This window comes from [Micrococcus luteus] ATCC 49442 (assembly GCF_010367585.1).
Classification (GTDB): Bacteria; Actinomycetota; Actinomycetes; order Actinomycetales; family Micrococcaceae; genus Arthrobacter; species Arthrobacter luteus_A.
Genome location: NZ_JAAAXP010000001.1, coordinates 2289083 through 2311598, shown reverse-complemented (window position 1 = coordinate 2311598; position 22516 = coordinate 2289083). Strand labels below are relative to the sequence as shown.

Here is a 22516-nt window from a genome sequence, read left to right as displayed (position 1 = left end):
ATTGCTCCGTAAACGCCGTTTTGAGCGTCCAAAAGGGCCATTACGGAGCAATCGATGAGAAGGAAAAGTCATGACTGACGTCGAGAACAAGCTGATCATCGGCACCGCACCGGACTCCTGGGGCGTGTGGTTCGCGGATGATCCCCAGCAGACCCCGTGGGAGCGTTTCCTGGACGAGGTTGCAGAGTCCGGCTACAAGTGGATCGAACTGGGTCCGTACGGCTACCTGCCGAACGACCCCACCCGGCTTGCAGAGGAACTCAAACAACGCGACCTGAAGGTCACCGCCGGAACGGTCTTCACGGCTTTCCACCGCGGCGCCAAGCAATACGAGGAAGCCTGGGAGCCTGCCCGCAAGGTGGCCGAACTGACGGCAGCCATGGGCGGCGAACACATCGTGGTCATCCCGGCGATGTGGCGTGATGACGTCACCGGCGAAGCCGTCGAAAGCGGTGAACTGACCGATGAGCAGTGGGCAGACCTCTTCGCTGGCCACAACCGCATGGGCAAGGTCCTCCTGGAGGACTTCGGCCTGCAGCAGCAGTTCCACTCCCACGCTGACTCCCATGTCGGTGCCCAGCAGGACATCGAAACCCTGCTGGCCGCGACGGACCCGAAGTACCTGAACCTCTGCCTGGACACCGGCCACGCAGAGTACTGCGGGGCGTCCAGCCTGGAGCTGATCAAGAACTACCCGGACCGCATCGGGTACCTGCACCTGAAGCAGATCAACCCGGAGGTCCTCAGACAAGTCAACGAGGAAAACATGACCTGGGCCGCGGCCAACCTGGCCGGGGTTATGACCGAGCCGCCCAATGGCTTGCCGGACCTGCGCGCCGTCATCGAAGCGGTGGAGGCCCTCAACCGCCCGATCTTCGGCATTGTTGAGCAGGACATGTACCCCGTCGCGTTCGACGTCCCGATGCCCATCGCCAAGCGCACCCGCAACTACCTGCTCTCCTGCGGTTCCCGCACGCGGGTCCAGTAACTTAACCGAACTCACGAAGGACAGAACAGTGACCCAGACTCTCCGCGTAGCCGTCATCGGCGCAGGCCGCATGGGTGCGGACCACATCAAGCGCCTCAGCACGCGCATCCACGGCGCCGAAGTAGCCGCCGTCGTCGACGTTGACCTCTCCCGTGCGCAGGCCGCCATCGAAGGCATCGACGGCGCCGTGGCGCTGGCGAGTGCCGACGAGGCGCTCAACAACGGCGACGTCAACGCCGTGCTGATCGCCACCCCGGGGTTCCTGCACGAGGAAATCCTGTATAAGGCCCTTGAGAAGGGTTTCCCCATCCTCTGCGAAAAGCCGCTCACGCCGGATGCGGAGAGCGCCTGGAAGGTGGTCCAGGCCGAGGTCGCTGCGGGCCGCAAGCTCATCCAGGTCGGTTTTATGCGGCGCTTCGACGCGGAGTACGCGGCGCTGGGTTCGGTCATCCGCAACGGCGAACTGGGGGAGCTGCTGATGCTGCACCACCAGCACCGCAACCCGAGCACCCCCGAGGGCTTCACCAACGAGATGCTCATCAACGACTCCGTGGTCCACGAGTTCGACGCGATCCGCTACTTCACCGGTGAGGAAATCACCTCGGTCCAGGTCCGCCTCGGCAAAGCCACGCGCAATGCCCCCAACGGCCAGCACGATCCCCAGCACGTCCTGCTGGAGACCGAATCCGGTGTCCTGGCCGACGTCGAGATCTACGTCAACGCCAAGTTCGGTTACCAGGTGGCCACGCAGGCGTCCTTCGAGGACGGCATCGTGAGCATCGGCGGGGACAGCGGACCGTACATCCAGACGGCCGGCAAGTGGGGCGGCAACGTCACCCCCGGGTTCGAGGACCGCTTCGGGGCGGCCTACGACGTCGAGGTCCAGGCCTGGGTGGATGCCGCCCTTCGCGGCGAAATCGGCGGCCCCACCGCCTGGGACGGTTACGCCACCGCAGCGTGCTGCGAGGCCGGCGTGGAGGCCCAGAAATCAGGCGAGAAGGTCAAAGTCCAGCTGAACACCAAGCCTGCGCTGTACAGCTAGCCTTCGGTTGGACCAGGGGCGGCCTGCCGGCAGCAGACCGGCAGGCCGCCCCTCTATGCAGCATCGAAGTTTCCGAACCTCAAAGGAGTGACCATGAAAATCGCCCTGGACCCCACCCCGTTCCACCACAGCCACAGCCTGCTGGAATTCCCGCGCGTGGCCGCCGATCTTGGCTACAAGTACCTGCAGATGACCCCGCACGCAGACATGATCCCGTTCTATAACCACCCCAAGGCCGACGACGAACTGGTGGTCCAGCTGAAGAAGGCGTGCAAGGACGCCGGTGTGGAAATCGCCTCGGTGCTTCCGGTCCTGCGCTGGTCCGGCCCGGATGAGGACGCCCGCGAGGCTGCCGTCCGCTATTGGAAGCGCGCCATCCAGATCGCCGTGGACCTCGGTGTCAGCACGATGAACACCGAATTCAGCGGCCGGCCCGAGAAAGCCGAAGAGTCCGAGCGCGCCTTCTACCGCTCCATGGAGGAGCTGCTGCCGATCATTGAACGCGAGGGCCTGGACGTCCTGATCGACCCGCACCCGGACGACTTCGTCGAAGACGGCCTCGCGGCCATCCGCGTCATCCGGGGTGTGAACTCGCCCAACATCGGCATGGTCTATGTCGCCTCGCACTCGTTCCACATGGGCAACAAGCCGCTGGAAATCATGCGTGCCGCCGGGGACAGACTCCGCCTGGTCCATGTTTCGGACACGATGGACCACCATGCGTCCCACGGCCTGCGCTACATCACCAACCCGCCCGGAAACGCCGTCCGCGTCCACCAGCACCTGAAGATCGGCGACGGCGACGTCAACTGGGACGAGTTCTTCGGCGGCCTCAAGGAAATCGGCTTCCTGGACAAGGACAACACCGTGATGGTGTCCAGCGTCTTCGCCGAGGACGAGAACGCCGAGGACGTCTCCCGCTACCAGCTGGAGACGATGGGCCAGTACATCGACAAGGTCAAGTAGTGGGTGGCGACGCGAAGCAAACCATGACGAATCCCGGCACAGTCCAAGCCGAAGCCCCCGGCAGTCCCAAGCAGAACAACTCCGCCAAGCCTGCCAACCCGAAAAAATTCATGCGGAAGGTGGCGCTCTTCTCCACCTTCGGCGGGCTGCTCTTCGGTTACGACACTGGTGTGATCAACGGTGCCCTGCCGTTTATGCAGCGGGACCTCGGCCTCACACCGCTGACCGAAGGGCTGGTCACGTCCACGCTCCTGTTCGGCGCGGCCTTCGGCGCCATCAGCGCGGGCCGGCTCTCTGACCGCTTCGGCCGGCGGAAGACCATCATGGGCCTGGCCCTGATCTTCATTGTGGCCACCATCGCCTGCACCATCTCGCCAAGCACCGAACTGCTCATTGCGGCCCGGACCCTGCTGGGCCTGGCAGTGGGCGGCGCGTCCGTGATTGTCCCCGTGTACCTCGCGGAAATGTCGCCGGCGGCCCAGCGCGGCCGGATCGTCACGCAAAACGAACTGATGATCGTCACCGGCCAGTTCCTGGCCTTCACCTTCAACGCAGTCCTGGGCAACCTCTTCCCCGAAGAGATGCACGTCTGGCGGTGGATGCTGGTGATCGCCACGCTCCCGGCCGTTATCCTGTGGTTCGGGATGCTGGTCCTGCCGGAGAGCCCGCGCTGGCTGGCGTCGGCAGGCCGCTTCGGAGCCGTCCTTGAGGTGCTGCGCTCCACCCGCGCCGCCGGCGACGTCTCCGCGGAGTTCGACGAGGTCCGGCAGGCAGCCCGCGAGGATTACCAGGCCAAGATGGGCACGTTCCAGGACCTCACGGTTCCGTGGATCCGCAGGATCTTCGTGGTGGGCCTGGGCATGGCCATCATCAACCAGATCAGCGGCGTCAACGCCATCATGTACTACGGGACGTCCATCCTGTCTTCTTCCGGATTCGGCGACCAGGGCGCCCTGATTGCCAACGTCCTCAACGGCATCACGTCGGTGGCGGCCGTCGTCGTCGGCATGTATCTGATGACGCGGGTGCCCCGCAAACCCATGCTGATCGTAGGGCTGTGCGGCACGGCGTCGTCCCTGACGGCCATTGCAGTCATCTCCATGGCACTGCCGGAGAGCACCCTGCGCGGCTACCTGGTGCTGCTGTTCATGGTGACGTTCCTGGCGTCCATGCAGGGCTGCATCGGCACCGTCACATGGTTGACCATGTCCGAGATCTTCCCCATGCACGTCCGCGGCATCGCGATGGGCATCTGCGTCTTTGTGCTGTGGATGATCAACTTCCTGATCGGGTTCTTCTTCCCGCAGATGGTCTCGTGGATCGGTGTTTCGGCGACGTTCTTCATCTTCGTTGCCCTGCAGCTGGGTGCCATTGTCTGGGTCAAGCGCGTCGTTCCGGAAACCAAGGACAAATCCCTGGAGGAGCTCGAGCACCTGTTCAAGGAGCGCTCAGGCGTGTCCGCCTAAGGTGACGCAAAAACCAGGGTGACGCAAGAACGCCCGACGCCGGCCGGCGTCGGGCGTTTGTGTCTCCAGCGGGTGCGTGGCCCAGGACGCTCTCTCACTTAATGCAGGAAAACAAGGATCCCTCTCTCACCCTGTGAGAGAGGGATCCGGGAAAACCCGCATTAAGTGAGAGAGGGATCCGGTATAACCCGCATTAAGTGAGAGAGGGTGCTACAGCGCGATCACCGCATTCTCCAGCGCACTGCGTCGGGCCGCATCCAGCACCTCCAGCGTCCGGATTCCGTCCGCGGCCGGCACCGGTTCGGGGCCCTCACCACGGACTGCGCGGGCGAACCAGGTATAAAAGCCGGCATAGTTTCCCTGCGCCGAGGCAATGGTTACGCGGCCGTCCTTGGTGGACAGCGTGCCCCAGTTTTCGGCCGCATCGATGCCCCACGTGGCCGGTTCCTCAACCGGACGGCGGCCCCACATCAGGGCCTCCGCCTGCACATCGGCGCCGGAGGCGATGTAGCTGCCCCTGCTGCCGTAAGCCCGCAGCTCCCGGGTCTCGGAGTGGTTGAGTTTGCTGGCAGACACGGTGGAGACAGCTCCTGACGCATGCGTCATGGTCACCGCAAAGCCGCAGTCAGTCCGCTCCCCGAAACGGTCCGTCCAGTCCAGGGTCGCGTGCACGTGGCTCGCCGGTCCCAGCAGCCACAGCATCTGGTCAACCAGGTGGCTGCCCAAATCCCGCAGGAGCCCACCGCCGGCGCCAACTTCAAGGCTGCCGGCGTTGTCCTGGTCCATTGTGGAGTGCACCCGCCAGATGTCGCCAAGTTTCCCGGAAGCAAGGACGCCGGCGAGGGTGAGGATATCGGCGTCGCGACGGCGGTTGTGGTACACGTTGAGGACCACGCCGGCCCGCGCGGCGGCTTCGGCCAGTTCACGCGCCGCCTGAGCATTCGGGGCAAAGGGCTTGTCGGCCACCACATGCACGCCTGCCTTGATGGCTTCCATCACCAGGTCATGGCGGGTGTGCGGCGGCGTGGTGATGGTCACCGCGTCAACACCGGCCGCAAGCAGTTCTCCCAGGCTCGAATACACGGGAAGTCCCGGGAGATCCGCTTCCACCTCGGCCTTCTTCGCAGCCGAGCGGGCCACGATCCCCACGAGCTCGATGTCCTCAGCCGCTTCGATGAACGGCGCATGGAAGTACTTTCCACCGGCTCCGTACCCGACTATCCCAATGCGCATGTTTCCTCTTCGTTCTCTGTCAGGGGGAATGCTCCGGAGACAGAACAGCAGGGGCGCCGCGGAAGCGACGCCCCTGCTGTCAGCCTGCGGGCCGTGGGTGGTTAGACCGCCGGGTTCAGCGATGCGGCAAGCGCGGCGTCAGCGTCGAGCAGGACCTTGGCTGCGACCTCCAGCCCCTCGATCCGGCCCAGGGAGGTGTCCTCGTGTTCGATGTTGACCAGCATGTCCGGGTCCACTTCATGCAGCGCGCGCAGGAACTCGGTCCAGAAGGCTGTATCGTGCCCGCGGCCCAGAGCCACGAAGTCCCAAGCGGAGTTCTTGGGCCACTCGTTGGCCCACTCGTCGCCGCCGAGGTTGGTCCGGTTTTCCTCCGGGGAGAGCCGGCGGAAGCTGTTGTCGAGCACACCGTAGAGCGCGGCATTCGCGGTGTTGACCCGGACGTCCTTGGCGGCAGCCTGGAAGACCAGCGGGCCGAGTTCGCGGACCACCGCCACCGGATCCATCTGCTGCCAGAACAGGTGGGAGGCGTCCAGCTCAACACCCACGTGGGTGGCACCAGTGAGTTCGATGAGCTTGTAGACGTCAGCGGTGTTGAAGACGATGTTCTGCGGGTGCAGCTCCAAGGCCACCTTGACGCCGTGGTCAGCCGCGAGGCGATCGGTTTCCCTCCAGAAGTCGGCGGCGACGCCCCACTGATAGTCCAGTACGTCCAGGGCAGCTGAGTTCCAGGCGTTCACCACCCAGTTGACGGTGGTTGCACCCGGTTCACCACCTGGCAGGCCGGACATGGTGACCACCCGGTTCTGGCCCAGACGCGCAGCGAGCCGGATGGAGCGGCGGATATCCTCGGCATGCTTCTCGCCGATTTCGCGCTTGGGATGCAGCGGGTTGCCGTTGCAGTTCAGGCCGGCGATTGCCACGCCGGTGCCTTCGAAGATCGCCAGGTAGTCGTCCCGGGCGGCGTCGCTGGTGAGGATCTCATCGAGCGTGGGGACGTGGACCGCGGGCAGGAATCCGCCGGTGTTGATTTCGATGCCGGTCAGGCCCAGATCCGCGATGACCTTGAGGGCCTCGGGCAACGGCCGGTCGTGCAGGATTGCGTTGTAGACGCCGAGTTTCATAGCGTGATTTTCTTTCCGTTGTTGAGGGCGGATTCGGTGACGGCACCGAGGAGTTCCATGTTGCGCACGCCCTCCTCGAACGTGGCGCAACGCGGCAGTGACTCCGCTTCGCTGAGGCCGGCAACCTCTTCGAGGAACGCGCGGGCCTGGTAGCCGAACGCGTCGTTCTGGCCGAAGCCCACCTCGGGAGCGTCCATGGCCAGGCCGCCGGTGATGTAGGGGTGGCCCGGGCCCAGGATGACCTGGCGGTAGCCGTTCTCGTTGCCGGAGCCGTCGTTGAGGAACAGCTGGATTTCCGAGGGCCGACGCTGGTCGAACTTGGCGGCGCCGTTTTCGCAGAACACCTCGAACTGGAGGCTGTTGGCGTGTCCGGCGGCAACGCGGGAGACTTCGAAGCTTCCGGCGCCGGTGGCGAACTCAGCGTTGAATGCTGCGTAGTCGTCGTTTTCGACGGCTTCGAAGGTGTCGCTGACGGCAGCATGGTCGTGGCCCATCACGGCGGCAAGCGGCAGCGGACGTTTGTTGATGACGGTGCTGAGCTGGCCGCCGGAGATGGACTGAATGTCGCCGCACAGGAACTCGGAGACGTAAGCCAGGTGGGATCCGACGTCGGCAAGGGCCCCGGAGCCTGGGCCGCCTTTGTAGCGCCAGCTCATGGGAGCGGAGGGGCTGAAGCCGTAGTCGGTCCAGTAGCGGCCGCTGAAGTGCAGGACGTTGCCGAGGACGCCGTTCCGGATGAGGTCGCGGATGTAGGCGATGCCGGGAGTGCGCCGGAACGTGAAGCCAATGCGGGCGATGCTGGACGCGTTGCGGGCGGCTGCGGCCATCGCGCGTGCGTCTTCCATCGAATCGCTGAGCGGCTTTTCGCACAGGACGTGCTTGCCTGCAGCGAGCAGGCCTTCGACGACCTCGCGGTGCAGTGAGTTTGCAATAACCACGCTGACGACGTCGATGTCGTCGGCTTCGGCGATTGCCTGCCACGACGTGTCGTTGCGCTCATACCCGAAACGGCGGGCAGCCAAGGAACCGAACTCGGCGTTCACGTCACCTATCGAGACAAGTCGGACCTGGGGGAGGACCGGGCTGTAGAGGGTGGACGCCGTCCGGTAGGCCGCCGCGTGGGCCTTTCCGGCCATGCCTGCGCCGATGACCGCGACACCAAGGCTTTCAGCCATTGATTTCTCCTTTGAAATTCAGCCGCGGCGGGACACTCTGCGGCATTTTTGTAGCGCTACAATTTTGTATGCTGACTTTGAGCGTAGTCATGTCTATATGTCCTGTCAATCATCCATCGAAACTCCATAAGACCCCAGGAAGGCTGCCCCGGTGACAGTGCGCAACCATCAGGCCCGACGCCCCACAATTTACGATGTGGCCAAGTTGGCCGGAGTCTCGCCGTCGCTGGTTTCACTGGTGCTGCAGAACCCTGGCAGGGTGAGCGATAAGCGCCGCGAGGCAGTGCGGGCCGCCATTGCCGAGTTGGGTTACCGTCCCAGTAGGGCGGCCACCACGCTGGCGAGCAGCAGGACCAAGAGCATCGGCCTGGTAATCGATGATTACCGGAACCTCTGGTTCGTGGATCTGCTCCGGGGGATGGAATCTGTTCTGACGGAACATGGCTACCATGTGACGCTGGCCGATTCCCGGCCGGGGGAGAACCGCATCAGGGAAGCGGCTGACGGGCTGCTGGCCATGCATGTGGACGGCCTGGTGATCGCAGCGGAACCTGGCGGTACTCCACTGACCGGGGCCGGGGTTCCGACTGTCGTGGCGGGGTGGCGGAATGGCGTGCCGCCAGATGCGGACCTCATTACCAATGACGACGACGGCGGCGGCGCTATTGCCGCGGACCACCTCCTGCGGCTGGGGCACACGAGGATCGGTCACCTTACGGGTTCAGGCGGCGCCGCGGCCCATCGCAGGGCAGGCTTCGATGACCGGCTCCGGGAGGCGGGTGTTGATGCGCGGATTGTGGGGGATGAGGGCGGTACGGCGGAGGAGGACGGGTACGCCTCAGCGTGCTGGCTGTTGGACCGGTATCCGGACACCACGGCCATTTTTGCCGCCAATGACACGATGGCGCTGGGCGCCTTCGGTGCGATCAAGGCCCATGGCTTGGCGGTCCCTGCAGAAATCTCCGTGATCGGCTATGACAATTCGACCTTGGCAAAGTCCCGATATCTCGAACTGACATCTGTGGACAACCGCAGTGACCTGGTGGGCGCGGACGTGGCAAAAGCACTGCTGGAGCGCATTCAGGACCCCACAAAAGGACCCATAAGAGAGCTGATTAAGCCCTCGCTGGTTGTTCGCACTACGACGGCGCCGCCCTCCGTCTAGAGCGTCCCGGAACTTTATCGACGTCAAAACATCCTAATGTCAGGACAAAGTATTGACATTCGTGAGCCAGGTCACCATGATCGAGATAGACAGTGCTCCGGCGGTTGCAGAGTGGCAGCCCGGACCTGAGAGATCAAAGGAGATTTAGGTGGCTAATTTTTCTTGGCGTAAGGCTGCTCTGGTTGCGGCGGTAGTGCCGATGATGGCGTTGAGCGCATGCTCCAGCACCGGCGGACGTGCCCCGGACACCGGAAGCGGTGGAGGCGGTGGCCAGGTCGCCACAACAGAGCGAATGAAGATTGCGCTGATCGCCCATGCTCCCGCCGGTGACACATTCTGGGACACCGTCCGAAAGGGCGCCGAGGAGGCGGCCGCGAAGGACAACGTTGAACTGCTGTACACCTCCGATCCGGAGGCCGGCCGGCAGGCGCAGTTGATCGAGCAGGCCATTGACCAGAAGGTAGACGGCATAGCGGTGACCCTGGCCACCCCTGACGCCTTGAAGGAAGCGCTGAAAAAGGCCACTGATGCAGGCATTCCAATTGTCAGCTTCAACGCCGGCGAAGCGGCCTCCGCACAGCTGGGCGCCTTCACTCACTTCGGTTCCAATGAGAAGCTTGCCGGCGAGGCCGTGGGTTCACGGCTTGCAGACGGCGGTTACAAGCACCCGGTGTGCGTCATTCAGGCCCAGGGGCACGTGGGTCTCGAGGCCCGGTGTGCCGGTGTAAAGGCCAAGGTACCCGGCACGGAAATTCTGTACGTCAACGGGGCGGACATGACATCGGTGGAATCGACGGCCACCGCGAAGCTGCAGGCTTCCCAGGATGCCGATGTCATCATCGGCCTCGGTGCTCCCATCACCCTGACGCTCCTGAAGTCAGTGGCGACGGCCGGAAGCTCGGCCAAGGTTGCCAGCTTCGACCTGAACAAGGAGCTTGCCCAAAAGGTTTCCGACGGCAGTGTGCTGTTCACAGTTGATCAGCAGCCATGGCTCCAGGGCTACGGGGCCGTCGATGCGCTGTGGCAGAACAAGCGGGGCGGATTCAGGCTCGGCGGCGGACAGTCAGTCCTCACCGGTCCGGCCATCGTTGACCAGTCCAATGCGGCGGCTGTCCTCACGTTCGCCGAACAGGGTATTCGCTAACAGCCCGCTGGCCGGGCCGGTGTATGCCGGCCCGGCAGCAAGGAGAGTTCACATGACTATTACCCAGACCAAGATCAAATCACCTGCCACCGATGAGCGCGTTGCGAAGCGCAGCCCGTTCCAGAAGCTCCTCGGCCGTCCCGAGGTCGGCGCCCTGGTGGGCGCGATCGTCCTCTTCATCTTCTTCGCGTTGGTGTCCTCAACATTTACCCAGCCCAACGCTTTGGCGACCATCCTGTATGGCAGCTCCACGATCGGGATCATGGCGGTGGGGGTGTCGCTGCTGATGATCGGCGGGGGATTCGACCTCTCCACGGGTGTCGCCGTGATCTCCTCGGCCCTGACCGCATCGATGTTCAGCTGGTACTTCAGCACTAACGTCTGGGTGGGAGTCCTTCTTGCCCTGATCGTCTCCGTGGGGATCGGGTTCATCAACGGCTGGATCCTGATGAAGACCAAGCTGCCCAGCTTCATCGTTACCCTGGCCACGTTCCTGATGCTGACCGGCCTGAACCTGGGCCTGACGCGCCTGATCGGCGGGTCGGTGTCCTCACCCTCGATCTCCACCATGGACGGCTTCGCCTCGGCCCGTGCCGTGTTCGCCTCCTCCGTCACCATCGCCGGGATCGACGTCAAAATCACTGTGTTCATCTGGATCGCCCTCGTCGCGGTGGCCACCTGGGTGCTCATGCGGACCCGGGTGGGGAACTGGATCTTCGCCGTGGGCGGGGACGAGAACGCGGCCCGCGCCGTGGGTGTGCCGGTCAAGGCCACCAAGATCGGCCTGTTTATGGGCGTGGGGTTCTGCGGCTGGGTCCTGGGCATGCACAACCTCTTCGCCTTCGACACCGTGCAGTCCGGTGAGGGCGTGGGTAACGAGTTCCTCTACATCATCGCCGCGGTGATCGGCGGCTGCCTCCTGACCGGCGGCTACGGCTCGGCCGTGGGCGGGGCGATCGGTGCGTTCATCTTCGGCATGGCCAACAAGGGCATCGTGTACGCCCAGTGGAACCCGGACTGGTTCAAGTTCTTCCTGGGCCTGATGCTGCTGCTGGCCACCATCGTGAACCTCATCGTCAAGCGCCGCGCGGAACTGAAGTAAAGGGGCAACGGAAAATGAACGCCAATCAGATCGACCAGCAAACCCTGCTGCAAAACGAAAAAGATCCTCTCACGCACACCCCGGTGCACCTGCTCTCGCTCGAAGGGGTCGGCAAGCACTACGGGAACATCATCGCTCTGTCCGATGTCACCATGGCCGTGGACAACGGCCGCGTCACCTGCGTGCTCGGCGACAACGGTGCGGGCAAGTCCACGCTGATCAAGATCATCGCCGGCCTCCACCAGCACGACGCCGGGGTCTTGAACATCATGGGCGAGGAACGCAAATTCTCTTCCCCGCGCGATGCCCTGGATGCCGGGATCGCCACCGTCTACCAGGACCTCGCCGTGGTCCCGCTGATGCCGATCTGGCGGAACTTTTTCCTCGGCTCCGAGCTCACAAGCGGTTTTGGACCGTTCAAGAGCATGGACGTGGAGAAGATGAAGGCCATCACGCTCAAGGAACTCGCCGAGATGGGCATCGACCTGCGCGATGTGGAGCAGCCCATCGGCCAGCTCTCCGGCGGTGAACGCCAGTGTGTCGCAATTGCCCGCGCGGTGTACTTCGGCGCGAAGGTCCTGATCCTGGACGAGCCGACGGCGGCGCTTGGCGTAAAGCAGTCCGGCGTGGTGCTGCGCTACATCCTCCAGGCCCGCGACCGCGGCCTGGGCGTCATTTTCATCACGCACAACCCGCACCACGCCTTCCCCGTGGGAGACCGGTTCCTGCTGCTCAAGCGCGGCAAGTCCATCGGCTACTACGACAAAAAGGACATCACCCTCGATGAGCTCACGGCCCAGATGGCAGGCGGCGCCGAACTCGCCGAACTCGCCCACGAACTCGAACAACTCGGCGGCCACGGCGACGTCGTGAAAGAAGTCAAAGCCGAAGTGGCCGAAGTCTCGGACAGCGCTAACGCCGGCGGCCCGAAACACGCCTAGCGGCGGCACCCGGCGGGGTGCTCCGGACACCCCTCCGGAGCGCCCCGCCATGCCCGTGCGAACCGACCATACGCTCACGAACGTAAACGAAGGGAACACCATGCCGATCCGGGTAGGCGTCATCGGCGCCGGAATCATGGGCGCGGACCACATCAGGAATCTCTCCACCAGCATCGGCGGTGCCGTAGTCTCCTTTGTGGCGGATCTCGACGCCGGCCGCGCCGCCGCGGCAGCGCCGCCGTCGGCACGCATCACCACGGACCCATCGGAGCTGATCAACTCCAGCGAGGTGGATGCCGTGGTGGTCGCCTCGCACGATTCCACCCACGCCGGCCTCGTCCTGGAATGCTTCGAGGCGATGACGCCGGTCCTGTGCGAAAAGCCGCTGGCCCCTACGGTCCTGGAAAGCACGGAAGTGGTGGCCGCGGACGCCGACATGGTGGCCGCAACGGGAGCGTCCCTGCTCTCGCTCGGCTTTATGCGGCGCTTCGACCCGGGCTACGTGGCGCTGCGGCAGGCCGTTAAGGGCCGGGCACAGGGCGAGCCCCTGATAGTCCACTGCGTGAGCCGGAACGCTTCCGCGGCTCCCGGCGCCACGGCCGAATCGGCGATCACCAACTCGGCCATCCACGAGCTGGACATCATTCCCTGGCTGCTGGACTCGCCCATCACGGAAGTGTCATGGCAAGCGGGAAAGAGCACCCGGCAGGCGGACGCCGGACTGCGGGATCCCGCGTTTATGACGCTCCGCACCGCGGACGGAACCCTCACCACGCTGGAGCTGTTCCTGAATGCGCAGTACGGCTACACCACCCGCTGCGAGGTTGTCTCCGAACGCGGCACCACCGCCATCCAGGATTCGGCCATGCTGCGCATCGAACAGGAGGGAACCACCCAGGAGCAGATCCCTGCCGACTGGCGCCCCCGGTTCGCCGACGCGTACCGGCTGCAGCTGCAGGCCTGGATTTCCGCGCTCGCCGCCGGGGACAAGCCTTCCCTCGCCGGAGGGCAGGACGGCCTGAACGCCTCGCTCGTGGCCCAAGCCATGATCCAGTCACTGCACAGCGACGGTGCCGCCACGAAAGTCAACTACCTATGACCGCTACCGCCCTTCCACCGTCCCGTGTCCCCGACTCCCGCGACGCTCCCGTGCTGCGCTGGGGAATTATGGGCCCGGGCTGGATTGCCGAGCGCTTCACCGAATCCATCCAAGCGCACACCGGGCAGGTGATCGCCGCCGTCGGGTCCCGTTCGCTCAGCCGGTCCAAGGCCTTCGCGGACACGTTCGACGTGCCGGCCGCGTACGGCAGCTATGAGGAACTGGCCGCCGCCCCGGACGTCGACATCGTTTATGTATGCACCCCGCACACCGGCCACCACGCGGCCGCTGTGCTGGCCATCGACGCCGGCAAGCACGTCCTGATCGAAAAGCCGATCGGGCTCAACGCGGACCAGGCGCGGGACATCGCTGCCCGGGCCGAGGCCGCCGGCGTCTTTGCCGCCGAGGCCATTTGGACGTTCTTCCTGCCGAAATTCGACGTGATCCGGCAGCTCCTCGACGCCGGTACCCTGGGGACCATCACCACGGTTATCGCAGAGTATGGCGAGCACTTCGACCCCTCCCACCGCATCTTCAACCCGAAACTGGCCGGCGGTCCGCTGCTTGACCTTGGCACCTACCCGCTGGCCCTGGTCACGGAAGTGCTGGGCAGCCCGCAGCAACTGGCCGCCATGGGGCAGCCCCACGAGTCAGGAGTCAACGCCCAGCTGTCCGCCGTGATGCAGTTCGACGGCGGCGCCCAGGCTGTGGTGAACACCCACATTCACAATTTCACGCCCACCGCAGCCATCGTGGTGGGATCCGAAGCGACCTTAACCATCGACGGTCCCTTCAACATGCCCGGCGGCTTTGAGGTCCGCTTCCCCGACGGAACACGCCTGCGTCATGATGAACCGGCCGGCGGCCACTTCGAAGGCCTGCACTACGAGGCTGCTGCGGTGGCTCGCGCCGTTGCCGCAGGCGGCACCGAGGCCAGCCAACGGACGCTGCCGGCCTCCATCCGCACCCTTGAAGTGGCCGATGAGATCCGCCGCCAGCTCGGCGTCGTGTTCCCCGGCGAAGCAGCAACTCCGGCCCGCACCGCCCGGCACTGATTTCACTGACCTAACCCACACGCTACGACCCTACGAAAGGACCAGCCCATGGCTTACCTCGCACAGAACCCCGCTCCCGTCCCGGCGCAAATCCGCATCGGGCTCATCGGTTCGGGCTGGATGGGCGCGTTCCACGCCGAAAGCATCGCCCGCCGTGTCCCGGACGCCGTGCTCGCCGCCATCGCCGACCCCAACCTCGAATCCGCCGGCGCGCTCGCAGCATCCCTCGGCACGGCCAAGGTCACCGCCAGCGCGGACGACATCCTGGCCGATCCCGACATCGATGCCGTGATCATCGCCAGCCCGGCCCGCTTCCACGCAGCCCTGATCAGCCAGGCCGCCGCGGCCGGAAAACACGTGTTCTGCGAGAAACCCGCAGGCCAGGGCCTGGACGAGCTCGACGCCGCGATCGCCGCTGTGGAGGCCGCCGGCGTGCATTTCCAGATTGGCTTCAACCGGCGGTACGCAGCGGACTTCCAGACGGCCAAGAAGGACCTGGCCGCAGGGATAGCCGGCCAGCCGCAGCTCCTGCGCTCCCTGACGCGCGACCCGGGCACCGGCAGCATCCCGCACGCAGCCAGGGTCCCCGCCTGGACCATCTTCCTGGAAACCCTCATCCACGACTTCGACACCCTGAACTGGTTCAACGAAGGCGCCGAGCCCGTGGAGGTCTACGCGGTGGCCGACGCCCTCGTGGAACCCGGCCTGCGCGACCAGGGCTTCCTGGACACCGCAGTGGTCACCATCCGTTACAGCAATGGCGCCATCGCCGTGGCGGAAGCGAACTTCAGCGCCCTCTACGGCTACGACGTCCGGGGCGAGGTCTTCGGCTCCAAGGGCATGGTCCAGGCCGGCCGTGCCACGGAAACCGCCGCCCGCCGGTACACCGCCGTCGGCCTCGCGGCAGACACGCCGCGGCTCAACGTGGAGCTCTTCCGGGACGCCTACACCGATGAACTCGTCGACTTCGCCGCCGCGGTGAGGTCCCGGCGGGACGGTACGTTGCCGCCGTCGGGCGATTTCACCCTCACGCCGGGAACCGCGGACGCCCGCCGCGCCCTGGCCATGGCGCTGGCCTGCATCGAATCCGTCAAGCAGGGCGGCCCGGTGGCTGTCCCCGCGGCAGCCAAGGCAGGGGTCTGATGCGCCTGGCCGTCTGCGCGGAGATGGTGTTCACGGACCTGCCTTTCACGGAGCGGGTGCGGCGCATCCACAACGCCGGGTTCGACGTCGAAATCTGGGACTCCCGCACCAAGGACCTGACGGCGCTCAAGGCGACCGGGGCGGTGTTCTCCTCCATGACGGGATACACCGCCGGCAGCCTGGTGGACCCCGACACGGCCGACGATGTGGTCCGGACTGCCGAACAGCTCATCCCTACTGCCGTGGAGCTGGGGGTGAGCCGCATGGTGGTGCACTCCGCGGAACTGGTGGACGGGAAAGCAGCACGTCCGGTCTTCCGTTCCACAGGCCGCATGTGGAGTACCGGGGCCAGGACCCTGGAACGCCTCGGCGCGCTGGGGGAGAAGCACCAGGTGACGTTCTGCCTGGAGAACCTCAACACGGTCTTGGACCACCCCGGGATTCCGCTGGCCCGTGCCAAGGACACCCTGGCTCTGGTGGAAGCCGCCGGCCACCCCAACGTCAAGCTCATGCTGGACCTGTACCACGCACAGCTGGGCGAGGGGAACCTGATCGAACTGGTGCGGACCGCCCTGCCGCACATCGGCGAGATCCAGGTGGCGGACGTCCCGGGCCGCTGTGAGCCCGGCACCGGCGAAATCAACTACCAGGCAGTCGCCCGGGCGCTCGCCGAGGCCGGCTATGACGGCACGGTCGGCCTGGAAGCCTGGGCCAGCGGCGACAGCGAGGCGGCACTGGACGCCTTCCGGGCGGCCTTCACCGTCCAGCCGGCGCCCGCCACAATCCGTTAGCACTACAACCTACGAAGGAACACTATGAAGGATGTCATTCTCGGCCTGGTGGGAGTGGGACGCATCGGCGTGATGCACGCCAACAACATCGCCGCACTCAACGGGGACCTCAATCCGCGCGGGATCAATGTCCGGCTCAGGCTGACGGATGTTGCGGAAGACCACGCACGCAATATCGCCGCGGGCCTGGGCGCCGAGTTCCTGCCCTCCGTGGCGGACCTGATCGCCTCCGGCGTGGACGGCCTGGTCATCGCCACGGGAACCGGGACCCACCCGGAGCTCATCCGGGCCGGAGTGGACGCCGGCATTCCGGTCTTCTGCGAGAAGCCGGTGGCCATGAACGTGGCCGATGCCCTGCCGGTGCTGGACTACATCAGGGATAACAACGGCGTGGTGCAGATTGGCCACCAGCGCCGCTTCGACGCCGGCTACCTCGAGGCCAAACGTGCCTACCAGGCCGGCGAGCTGGGCTGGATCCACTCGCTGCGCGCAATCACCTGCGACATGACGCCGCCGCCGGTGGAATTCCTGGCGACGTCCGGTGGCCTGTTCCGGGACTGCTCGGTCCACGACTTCGACATCCTGCGCTGGCTGACCGGCCGCGAGATCGTGGAGGTCTATGCGAAGGGCTCCAACAACGGCGACCCGGCCATCGGTGAGGTGGGCGACGTGGATACGGCCCTGGCCGTTATTACTTTCGACGACGGCACGGTGGGGACGGTTTCCGCCACCCGTTACAACGGGGCGGGCCACGATGTCCGCCTGGAGATCCAGGGGTCCAGTCGCTCGGTCATGGTGGGCCTGGACAACAAGACCGCCTTGGCCTCGGCCGAAGCCGGGATCGCCTTCCCCGTCGGGGAGCCGCACCAGACCTTTGCCGAGCGCTTCGACCAGGCGTACCGGTCCGAAATGGCAGCGTTTGTGGAGCTGATCCTGGGCGAGCGGGAGAACCCGTGCACGCCCGAAGACGCCGTGGCAGCATCACGGGTGGCCGACGCCGCCCAGGAGTCGCTGGCGACCGGTGCGCCGGTCAAGGTGGCGCTGAAAGTTGCCAGCTGATTGCCGTTAGTGTGCACAATGCCCCGCCGGAATTTCTTCCGGCGGGGCATTGTTTTTTGGTGACTGCGGGAACCGGCCTAGGCTGTAAACGGCAGCCGGGGGTCGATGTCCTGCCCGTCCCAGGTCTGCCGCACCCAGCCGTGGTGCGGGTCATCGCTGATCAGCCATTCGCGCACGGGGCCGGGGCCTGCCATCACGTTGAGGTAGTAGAGGTCGTAGCCCGGTGCCGCCATGGCAGGGCCGTGCCAGCCGTAGGGGACCAGCACCACGTCGCCGGTGCGGACTTCTGCGGACACGTCGATGGGGCGGTCATCGGAGGCGTAGACGCGCTGGTAGCCGATGGCATCGGCGTCGGCAGGTGCCCCGGAACCGGCGGCAACCTGCGTCTCGAAGTAGTAGATCTCCTCGAGGTGCGTTTCTCCGTCCTTCTCCTCATCGTGCTTGTGCGGGGGATAGGAGGACCAGTTGCCGGCGGGGGTGATGACCTCGCAGACGATAAAGCGGTCTGCTTCCAGTGCGGCCGGGGTGCCGAAATTGTGGACCTGGCGGGAGCAGTTGCCCGCGCCGCGCAGTTCCATGGGTGTCTCGGCAGCCGTAACGAGCCGGGTGGGGTAGGAAGCCTGCGCCGGGGCGGTGGCGACGGCCACGCGGCCGCCGTCGGACGAGCTGATGGTGACGGCGTTCCCAATGCCCGAATACAGGACGTCACTGGGACCGTGGAACACCGAGCGCCGCCCGGCCAGGGGGTAGCCGACGCCGTCCACGGTGACGGTAAAGGAGCCGTTGAGCGGAACCACGATGCGTTCCTCACCGGCCGCGGGAAGCTCGACGGCGGCGCCCGCCGCGAGGGTGGCAACCTTCAGGCCGGTGTGGGCCCAGCCGTCCACGGCAGTGGTGGAATCGGAGGTTCCGAGCGAGATGTCCCAGGTGCCGTCGGTGGCGGAGCCCAGGGGGTAGACCCAGTTGGTCATGGCAGAAGTCCTTGCGTTAGCGCTGTACGAGTGTCATTTCAAAGCTGTAGGAATCGGCACGGTAGACGTGGTGGCCGGTCTCGACGCGGCGGCCGGTATCGTCCACGGCGGTGCGTTCCATGGTCACCAGGGCCGAGTTCACCTCGGTCTCGAGCAGGGGCGCCTGGTAGTCGTTGGCGATCATCGCGCCGATCCGCTGGGTGGCCAGGCGGAAGTTGACGCCGCCCCGGCGCAGGATGGAGTAGAGGCCCTCGGCGGCCAGCATGGCTTCGTCCATGGTGGCGATGTCATCGCGGACCCAGTTCTCCATCAGCGCCAGCGGCTTGCCGCCCACTTTCCGAAGGCGGGTGAAGTGGTAGACCTTGGAGCCGGCCGGCAGCTGCAGCGTCGCCAGGGTGGGGGCGTCGGCCTCCATGTGGGAGAAGCTCAGTACCTCGGTGGTGGGCTTTTTGCCGTTGTTGGTGAGGTCATCGAACAGGCTGGAGAGCTCCAGCGGGCGGCGGACCTGGCTGGAGACCACCTGGGTTCCCACGCCGCGCTTGCGGACCAGCAGGCCGGAGCGGACCAGTTCGTCCATGGCCTTGCGCATGGTGGGCCGGGACAGGTTGAGCTGCGCGGCGAGGTCGATTTCGTTGTCCAGCCGGCTGCCCGGTTCCAGGACCCCGCTGTGGATGGCCGCCTCGATGCCCTGGACCACCTGGTGGTACAGGGGTATGGGGGAGGACCGGTCGATGTTGAGACCAAGTTGATTCGCCACTGAATGTTCCCCGTGTTCCAGGATTAATCCCTGCAACGTCCGCTTCAGGACGTGCCGGGTATGTCACCCTTTGTTCTTTTGATAGGACATGCTTCCTTTTCTCGATAGTAGCAGCCGTCCGGGGAGGGTCAAGGGGGCGGAATTGGCTAGTTGGTGACGAAATGACTGGGGTTCATGTCCTGACGTCAGTCCACATGATTCAGGAGGTGCCCTTCGACGCTTCTCGTGAGGATTCATCCAAGGCACGACGGCGGACGGTCACCTCCGCAGGGAAGGTGACCGTCCGCCGGTGTACTTTATGGGTTTTAGACCTTGGCGCCGCTCAGCAGTTCGTCCAGCCGCTCGTAGCCTTCGGTCATGCCGCCTTCCATGCCCGACTGGGCCATGCCGTCGCGTGCCTCGAGGCTGGGGTAGACGGAGTGGCCCCGCAGGCGGGTGCGTCCGTTGCCGAGGTCCTCGAACGTCATGAATTCGAGGCTGACAATGTCCGGGTAGCCGCCGAATTCGAAGGTCTGGATGGCGAACTCGTTTTCGCGGACGGTGTGGAAAATGCCTTTGAACTCGTAAGGCACCCCTTCCGGGCCGGTGTGGAGGTAGCTGTAGCTGCCGCCGGTGCGGAAATCGTAGTGGCCGATGTCCATTTTGTAGCCGCGCGGGCCAAGCCACTGGACGATCAGGCCGGGCTCCTTGTGGGCGCGGAACACATCCGCCACGGGGAAATCGAACTCGCGGTCGTAGTCGATAAAGGGGAGTCCCTCAGGAACGCTGAGGTTCAGTGGATTGCTCATGGTGATTCCTTGGGGTGTGCGCCGCCGGGGGCGGCTGTGGAACGGAGCACGGCGTCCAGGCTGCGGAACTGCTCCTCGCGGACCAATCGGTACTGGTCGATCCACGCTGTGAGTGCCTCAAGCCGTGCGGGATTCAGGTGGACGGGCCTGCGCTGGGCGTCACGCGTGCGGGTGACGAGCCCGGCCTGCTCGAGGACCTGGATGTGCTTCGAGACCGCCTGTTTGGTAATCGCGAAGGGTTCCGCCAATTCGTTGACTGTGGCCTGCCCCCGGCTGAGCCGGGCAATGATCTGCCGCCGCACGGGATCGGCCAGGGCCATAAAGGCCGAGTCCAGGGTGCCGTCGTCGGAGTTCATTGTGCTGCGGGCCTTTCACTTCAAAACCAATCGTTCCGTGATCAACCTTGCGTCTAATCGACTATTGCGTCTAATCAACTACTGCGTCTAATCAACTACTCCGTTGATCAACTGATTGATTGATTACTAATCTACGCCTGTCCCGGACTGCGGTCAAGAGGTCTTCGCGACGGCGGGCGGCCAGTTTTCGGGCGGCGCGGGCGCCGCGTCCGGCGCCTTCTGCGGCTACTGCGCCGTTTGGTTACTGCGCCGTTGCGTGGAGCCGCGGTAGAGCGTCCACCAAGGCTGCGAGTTCCGGAATGCCCTGGGCCTCGCCCAGTGCGCGCTCCAGGGTGGCGTCGTGGACCGGCCGGGCTTCCTCCAGCAGGGCGACGCCGCTGGCGGTGAGTTCCGTGTAGATTCCCCGGCGGTCATCGGCGCAGAGGATCCGGGTCAGTAGGCCGCGGTCCTCAAGCCGGTTGACCAGCCGGGTGGTGGCGCTGGCACTCAGGGCGGTGGCGCGGGCGAGCTGCTGCATCCGCATGTGCCAGCCGTCCTGACGACTCAGGGCGTCCAGGACCGTGTACTCCACTACGGACAGCTTCGACTCCGCCTGGAGCGACCGTTCCAGCTCGCCCTCGATCAGGCCATGCAGTGCCGCCAGGGTGCGCCAGCCCTGCGCGCGAACCTCGACGGCGTCGTCCTTGATGCCCATTTTCCTGTCCTTTCGGGGTGGTACGCCGGGACGCCTCAGGCGTGAACCGGCACACACTCCAATTTAGTTGCTTGCGCTGGGTATTTGCACGTGCAACAATAAATAACGCGTCTGCAACTACTAGCTTACGCTTCCTATCTCGCCCCGTACATTCCCACCCGTACATTCTTCAAAGGAGCACCCCATGCCCATCGGCCTGATAGCCCTCGCCCTCGGCGGGTTCGGCATCGGACTCACCGAGTTCGTCATTATGGGCCTCCTCCCCGAGGTGGCCGCCGACTTCCAGGTTAGTGAGGCCACGGCAGGCTGGCTGATCTCCGGCTACGCCCTCGCCGTCGTGGTCGGCGCCTTGCTGCTGACAGCGGCGGTGACACGGTTTGAACGCAAGCCCGTACTCGCCGTCCTGCTGGTGCTGTTCATCGCCGGCAACCTGATCTCAGCCATCGCCCCGGACTACGGCATGATGATGATCGGCCGCATTATTGCTGCCCTGGCCCATGGTGCCTTCTTCGGAATCGGTGCCGTGGTGGCCGCGGACATGGTGGCCCCCACCAAGAAGGCCGGGGCGATCGCCATTATGTTTACCGGACTCACGGCAGCCAATGTTCTGGGCGTGCCGTTCGGCACCATGCTGGGGCAGGCTGCCGGGTGGCGCTCCACGTTCTGGGCCATCACCGTCATTGGTGTCATCGCCCTCTTGGGAATCCTCGCGCTGGTGCCCAAGACCGGTCACGGTGACACCGTGCCGGGATCCCTGCGCACCGAACTGCGGGCCTTCCGCTCCGGCCAGGTGTGGCTCTCCATCCTGGTGACCATCCTCGGCTACGGCGGGATGTTCGGCGCCTTCACCTACATCGCCTTCACGCTCACCGAAGTTTCAGGCTTCGCGGCGTCCACCGTGCCGTGGCTGCTTATCGTCTTCGGGGTTGGCCTGTTCATCGGCAACACCATCGGCGGCAAGGCCGCGGACCGCAACGTGGACCGCACCCTGGTCGTGGTGCTCTCCGTACTCGTGGTGGTGCTCGTCGGTTTTGCCCTCACCGCAGGCAGCCAGGTGCTCACAGTGGCCTCCATCGTCCTGATGGGCGGCTTCGGCTTCGCCACGGTTCCCGGCCTGCAGATGCGCGTGATGAAGTACGCGGCCGGCGCCCCCACCCTCGCCTCCGGTGCCAACATCGGCGCCTTCAACGTGGGCAATGCGCTCGGCGCCTGGCTGGGTGGCGTGACCATCACGGCCGGACTCGGCTACACCTCACCCATCTGGGCCGGTGCCGGCATCACACTGCTCGGGCTCGCCGTCATGATCTTGGCTGCCGCCGGAGCCAAGCGGGCCGTTGCCCGCGCCGCCGCCCGGGAAGCATCCGTCCAGCATGAATCCGCAGCGCAGGTGCCGTCCGCACACAGCGCGGATGCCGCCGTCGAACGCGCGGACGTCCTGCTCTAGTTCTTCCACATCCGCA

The 22516-nt window shown here is 65.2% G+C and carries 22 protein-coding genes; 14 read left to right on the top strand and 8 right to left on the bottom strand.

Going from position 1 to position 22516, the window contains the following annotated elements; genetic code table 11:
* The first annotated feature begins 70 nt into the window (after positions 1–70).
* From GUV69_RS10405 to GUV69_RS10390, 4 genes are all read left to right on the top strand, one after another.
* On the top strand, positions 71–988 hold the full coding sequence (locus GUV69_RS10405) for a sugar phosphate isomerase/epimerase family protein (RefSeq protein ID WP_164202096.1): 918 nt from the start codon (positions 71–73) through the stop codon (positions 986–988).
* 28 nt (positions 989–1016) lie between these two features.
* The gene (locus GUV69_RS10400) at positions 1017–2030 is read left to right on the top strand and encodes a Gfo/Idh/MocA family protein (RefSeq protein ID WP_164202094.1); all 1014 of its coding nucleotides are present in this window, start codon (positions 1017–1019) and stop codon (positions 2028–2030) included.
* Positions 2031–2123: 93 nt separating this feature from the next.
* On the top strand, positions 2124–2996 hold the full coding sequence (locus GUV69_RS10395) for a sugar phosphate isomerase/epimerase family protein (protein ID WP_164202092.1): 873 nt from the start codon (positions 2124–2126) through the stop codon (positions 2994–2996).
* Between the two features lie 23 nt (positions 2997–3019).
* Positions 3020–4462 (top strand): sugar porter family MFS transporter, encoded by a 1443-nt coding sequence (locus GUV69_RS10390; RefSeq protein WP_164202090.1) that lies wholly within the window; start codon positions 3020–3022, stop codon positions 4460–4462.
* Between the two features lie 210 nt (positions 4463–4672).
* Here GUV69_RS10390 and GUV69_RS10385 read toward each other — a convergent pair whose 3' ends face one another.
* From GUV69_RS10385 to GUV69_RS10375, 3 genes are all read right to left on the bottom strand, one after another.
* On the bottom strand, positions 4673–5695 hold the full coding sequence (locus GUV69_RS10385; RefSeq protein WP_164202088.1) for a Gfo/Idh/MocA family oxidoreductase: 1023 nt from the start codon (positions 5693–5695) through the stop codon (positions 4673–4675).
* A 101-nt stretch (positions 5696–5796) separates the two neighbouring features.
* Entirely contained in the window at positions 5797–6816 is a 1020-nt protein-coding gene (locus GUV69_RS10380; protein WP_164202086.1) for a sugar phosphate isomerase/epimerase family protein, read from the bottom strand.
* Positions 6813–7991 (bottom strand): Gfo/Idh/MocA family protein, encoded by a 1179-nt coding sequence (locus GUV69_RS10375; protein WP_164202084.1) that lies wholly within the window; start codon positions 7989–7991, stop codon positions 6813–6815. Before GUV69_RS10375 ends, GUV69_RS10380 begins: the two co-directional genes overlap by 4 nt.
* A 196-nt stretch (positions 7992–8187) precedes the next feature.
* Between GUV69_RS10375 and GUV69_RS10370 the strand changes: the two genes are divergently transcribed.
* The 9 genes from GUV69_RS10370 to GUV69_RS10330 all read left to right on the top strand — a co-directional run bounded on the left by GUV69_RS10370 (position 8188) and on the right by GUV69_RS10330 (position 17490).
* Positions 8188–9156, top strand: a complete 969-nt coding sequence (locus GUV69_RS10370) for a LacI family DNA-binding transcriptional regulator (protein WP_244292688.1) — start codon at positions 8188–8190, stop codon at positions 9154–9156.
* Between the two features lie 148 nt (positions 9157–9304).
* Complete coding sequence (locus GUV69_RS10365; RefSeq protein WP_164202080.1) at positions 9305–10300, top strand: substrate-binding domain-containing protein; 996 nt, start codon at positions 9305–9307, stop codon at positions 10298–10300.
* 52 nt (positions 10301–10352) lie between these two features.
* On the top strand, positions 10353–11402 hold the full coding sequence (locus GUV69_RS10360) for an ABC transporter permease (protein ID WP_164202078.1): 1050 nt from the start codon (positions 10353–10355) through the stop codon (positions 11400–11402).
* A gap of 14 nt (positions 11403–11416) precedes the next feature.
* Positions 11417–12343: an ATP-binding cassette domain-containing protein gene (locus GUV69_RS10355; RefSeq protein ID WP_164202075.1), complete on the top strand. Its 927-nt coding sequence runs from the start codon at positions 11417–11419 to the stop codon at positions 12341–12343.
* Positions 12344–12443: 100 nt separating this feature from the next.
* Complete coding sequence (locus tag GUV69_RS10350) at positions 12444–13442, top strand: Gfo/Idh/MocA family oxidoreductase (RefSeq protein WP_164202073.1); 999 nt, start codon at positions 12444–12446, stop codon at positions 13440–13442.
* Positions 13439–14497, top strand: coding sequence for a Gfo/Idh/MocA family protein (locus tag GUV69_RS10345; RefSeq protein WP_164202071.1), 1059 nt, complete (start codon positions 13439–13441; stop codon positions 14495–14497). The genes GUV69_RS10350 and GUV69_RS10345 overlap by 4 nt, the downstream gene beginning before the upstream one ends.
* A gap of 48 nt (positions 14498–14545) precedes the next feature.
* Positions 14546–15640, top strand: a complete 1095-nt coding sequence (locus GUV69_RS10340) for a Gfo/Idh/MocA family oxidoreductase (RefSeq protein ID WP_164202069.1) — start codon at positions 14546–14548, stop codon at positions 15638–15640.
* Positions 15640–16431, top strand: a complete 792-nt coding sequence (locus GUV69_RS10335; RefSeq protein ID WP_164202067.1) for a TIM barrel protein — start codon at positions 15640–15642, stop codon at positions 16429–16431. The genes GUV69_RS10340 and GUV69_RS10335 overlap by 1 nt, the downstream gene beginning before the upstream one ends.
* A 24-nt stretch (positions 16432–16455) precedes the next feature.
* The gene (locus tag GUV69_RS10330) at positions 16456–17490 is read left to right on the top strand and encodes a Gfo/Idh/MocA family oxidoreductase (RefSeq protein ID WP_164202065.1); all 1035 of its coding nucleotides are present in this window, start codon (positions 16456–16458) and stop codon (positions 17488–17490) included.
* A 77-nt stretch (positions 17491–17567) separates the two neighbouring features.
* On the opposite strand, the gene iolB is transcribed toward GUV69_RS10330, so the two are convergent.
* From iolB to GUV69_RS10305, 5 genes are all read right to left on the bottom strand, one after another.
* On the bottom strand, positions 17568–18461 hold the full coding sequence (gene iolB, locus GUV69_RS10325) for a 5-deoxy-glucuronate isomerase (RefSeq protein ID WP_164202063.1): 894 nt from the start codon (positions 18459–18461) through the stop codon (positions 17568–17570).
* A gap of 16 nt (positions 18462–18477) precedes the next feature.
* Complete coding sequence (locus GUV69_RS10320; RefSeq protein ID WP_164202061.1) at positions 18478–19218, bottom strand: GntR family transcriptional regulator; 741 nt, start codon at positions 19216–19218, stop codon at positions 18478–18480.
* 305 nt (positions 19219–19523) lie between these two features.
* On the bottom strand, positions 19524–20006 hold the full coding sequence (locus GUV69_RS10315; protein WP_164202059.1) for an SRPBCC family protein: 483 nt from the start codon (positions 20004–20006) through the stop codon (positions 19524–19526).
* A complete protein-coding gene (locus GUV69_RS10310; protein ID WP_164202057.1) occupies positions 20003–20362 on the bottom strand; it encodes an ArsR/SmtB family transcription factor in 360 nt (119 codons plus the stop codon). Before GUV69_RS10310 ends, GUV69_RS10315 begins: the two co-directional genes overlap by 4 nt.
* Positions 20363–20603: 241 nt before the next feature.
* Positions 20604–21056, bottom strand: coding sequence for a MarR family winged helix-turn-helix transcriptional regulator (locus GUV69_RS10305; RefSeq protein WP_164202055.1), 453 nt, complete (start codon positions 21054–21056; stop codon positions 20604–20606).
* 184 nt (positions 21057–21240) lie between these two features.
* Between GUV69_RS10305 and GUV69_RS10300 the strand changes: the two genes are divergently transcribed.
* Positions 21241–22500 carry an MFS transporter gene (locus GUV69_RS10300; protein WP_164202053.1) on the top strand — a complete coding sequence of 420 codons (1260 nt, stop codon included), beginning with the start codon at positions 21241–21243 and terminating at the stop codon, positions 22498–22500.
* Positions 22501–22516 lie beyond the last annotated feature (16 nt).

What these genes read in the sequence shown, in the direction of transcription:
- GUV69_RS10310 (WP_164202057.1), bottom strand. Translation starts at nt 20,362, where the DNA reads ATGAACTCCGACGACGGCACCCTGGACTCGGCCTTTATGGCCCTGGCC.
- GUV69_RS10390 (WP_164202090.1), top strand. Translation starts at nt 3,020, where the DNA reads ATGACGAATCCCGGCACAGTCCAAGCCGAAGCCCCCGGCAGTCCCAAG.
- GUV69_RS10315 (WP_164202059.1), bottom strand. Translation starts at nt 20,006, where the DNA reads ATGAGCAATCCACTGAACCTCAGCGTTCCTGAGGGACTCCCCTTTATC.
- GUV69_RS10300 (WP_164202053.1), top strand. Translation starts at nt 21,241, where the DNA reads ATGCCCATCGGCCTGATAGCCCTCGCCCTCGGCGGGTTCGGCATCGGA.
- iolB (WP_164202063.1), bottom strand. Translation starts at nt 18,461, where the DNA reads ATGACCAACTGGGTCTACCCCCTGGGCTCCGCCACCGACGGCACCTGG.
- GUV69_RS10375 (WP_164202084.1), bottom strand. Translation starts at nt 7,991, where the DNA reads ATGGCTGAAAGCCTTGGTGTCGCGGTCATCGGCGCAGGCATGGCCGGA.
- GUV69_RS10355 (WP_164202075.1), top strand. Translation starts at nt 11,417, where the DNA reads ATGAACGCCAATCAGATCGACCAGCAAACCCTGCTGCAAAACGAAAAA.
- GUV69_RS10330 (WP_164202065.1), top strand. Translation starts at nt 16,456, where the DNA reads ATGAAGGATGTCATTCTCGGCCTGGTGGGAGTGGGACGCATCGGCGTG.
- GUV69_RS10405 (WP_164202096.1), top strand. Translation starts at nt 71, where the DNA reads ATGACTGACGTCGAGAACAAGCTGATCATCGGCACCGCACCGGACTCC.
- GUV69_RS10360 (WP_164202078.1), top strand. Translation starts at nt 10,353, where the DNA reads ATGACTATTACCCAGACCAAGATCAAATCACCTGCCACCGATGAGCGC.
- GUV69_RS10385 (WP_164202088.1), bottom strand. Translation starts at nt 5,695, where the DNA reads ATGCGCATTGGGATAGTCGGGTACGGAGCCGGTGGAAAGTACTTCCAT.
- GUV69_RS10335 (WP_164202067.1), top strand. Translation starts at nt 15,640, where the DNA reads ATGCGCCTGGCCGTCTGCGCGGAGATGGTGTTCACGGACCTGCCTTTC.
- GUV69_RS10340 (WP_164202069.1), top strand. Translation starts at nt 14,546, where the DNA reads ATGGCTTACCTCGCACAGAACCCCGCTCCCGTCCCGGCGCAAATCCGC.
- GUV69_RS10350 (WP_164202073.1), top strand. Translation starts at nt 12,444, where the DNA reads ATGCCGATCCGGGTAGGCGTCATCGGCGCCGGAATCATGGGCGCGGAC.
- GUV69_RS10395 (WP_164202092.1), top strand. Translation starts at nt 2,124, where the DNA reads ATGAAAATCGCCCTGGACCCCACCCCGTTCCACCACAGCCACAGCCTG.
- GUV69_RS10305 (WP_164202055.1), bottom strand. Translation starts at nt 21,056, where the DNA reads ATGGGCATCAAGGACGACGCCGTCGAGGTTCGCGCGCAGGGCTGGCGC.
- GUV69_RS10345 (WP_164202071.1), top strand. Translation starts at nt 13,439, where the DNA reads ATGACCGCTACCGCCCTTCCACCGTCCCGTGTCCCCGACTCCCGCGAC.
- GUV69_RS10380 (WP_164202086.1), bottom strand. Translation starts at nt 6,816, where the DNA reads ATGAAACTCGGCGTCTACAACGCAATCCTGCACGACCGGCCGTTGCCC.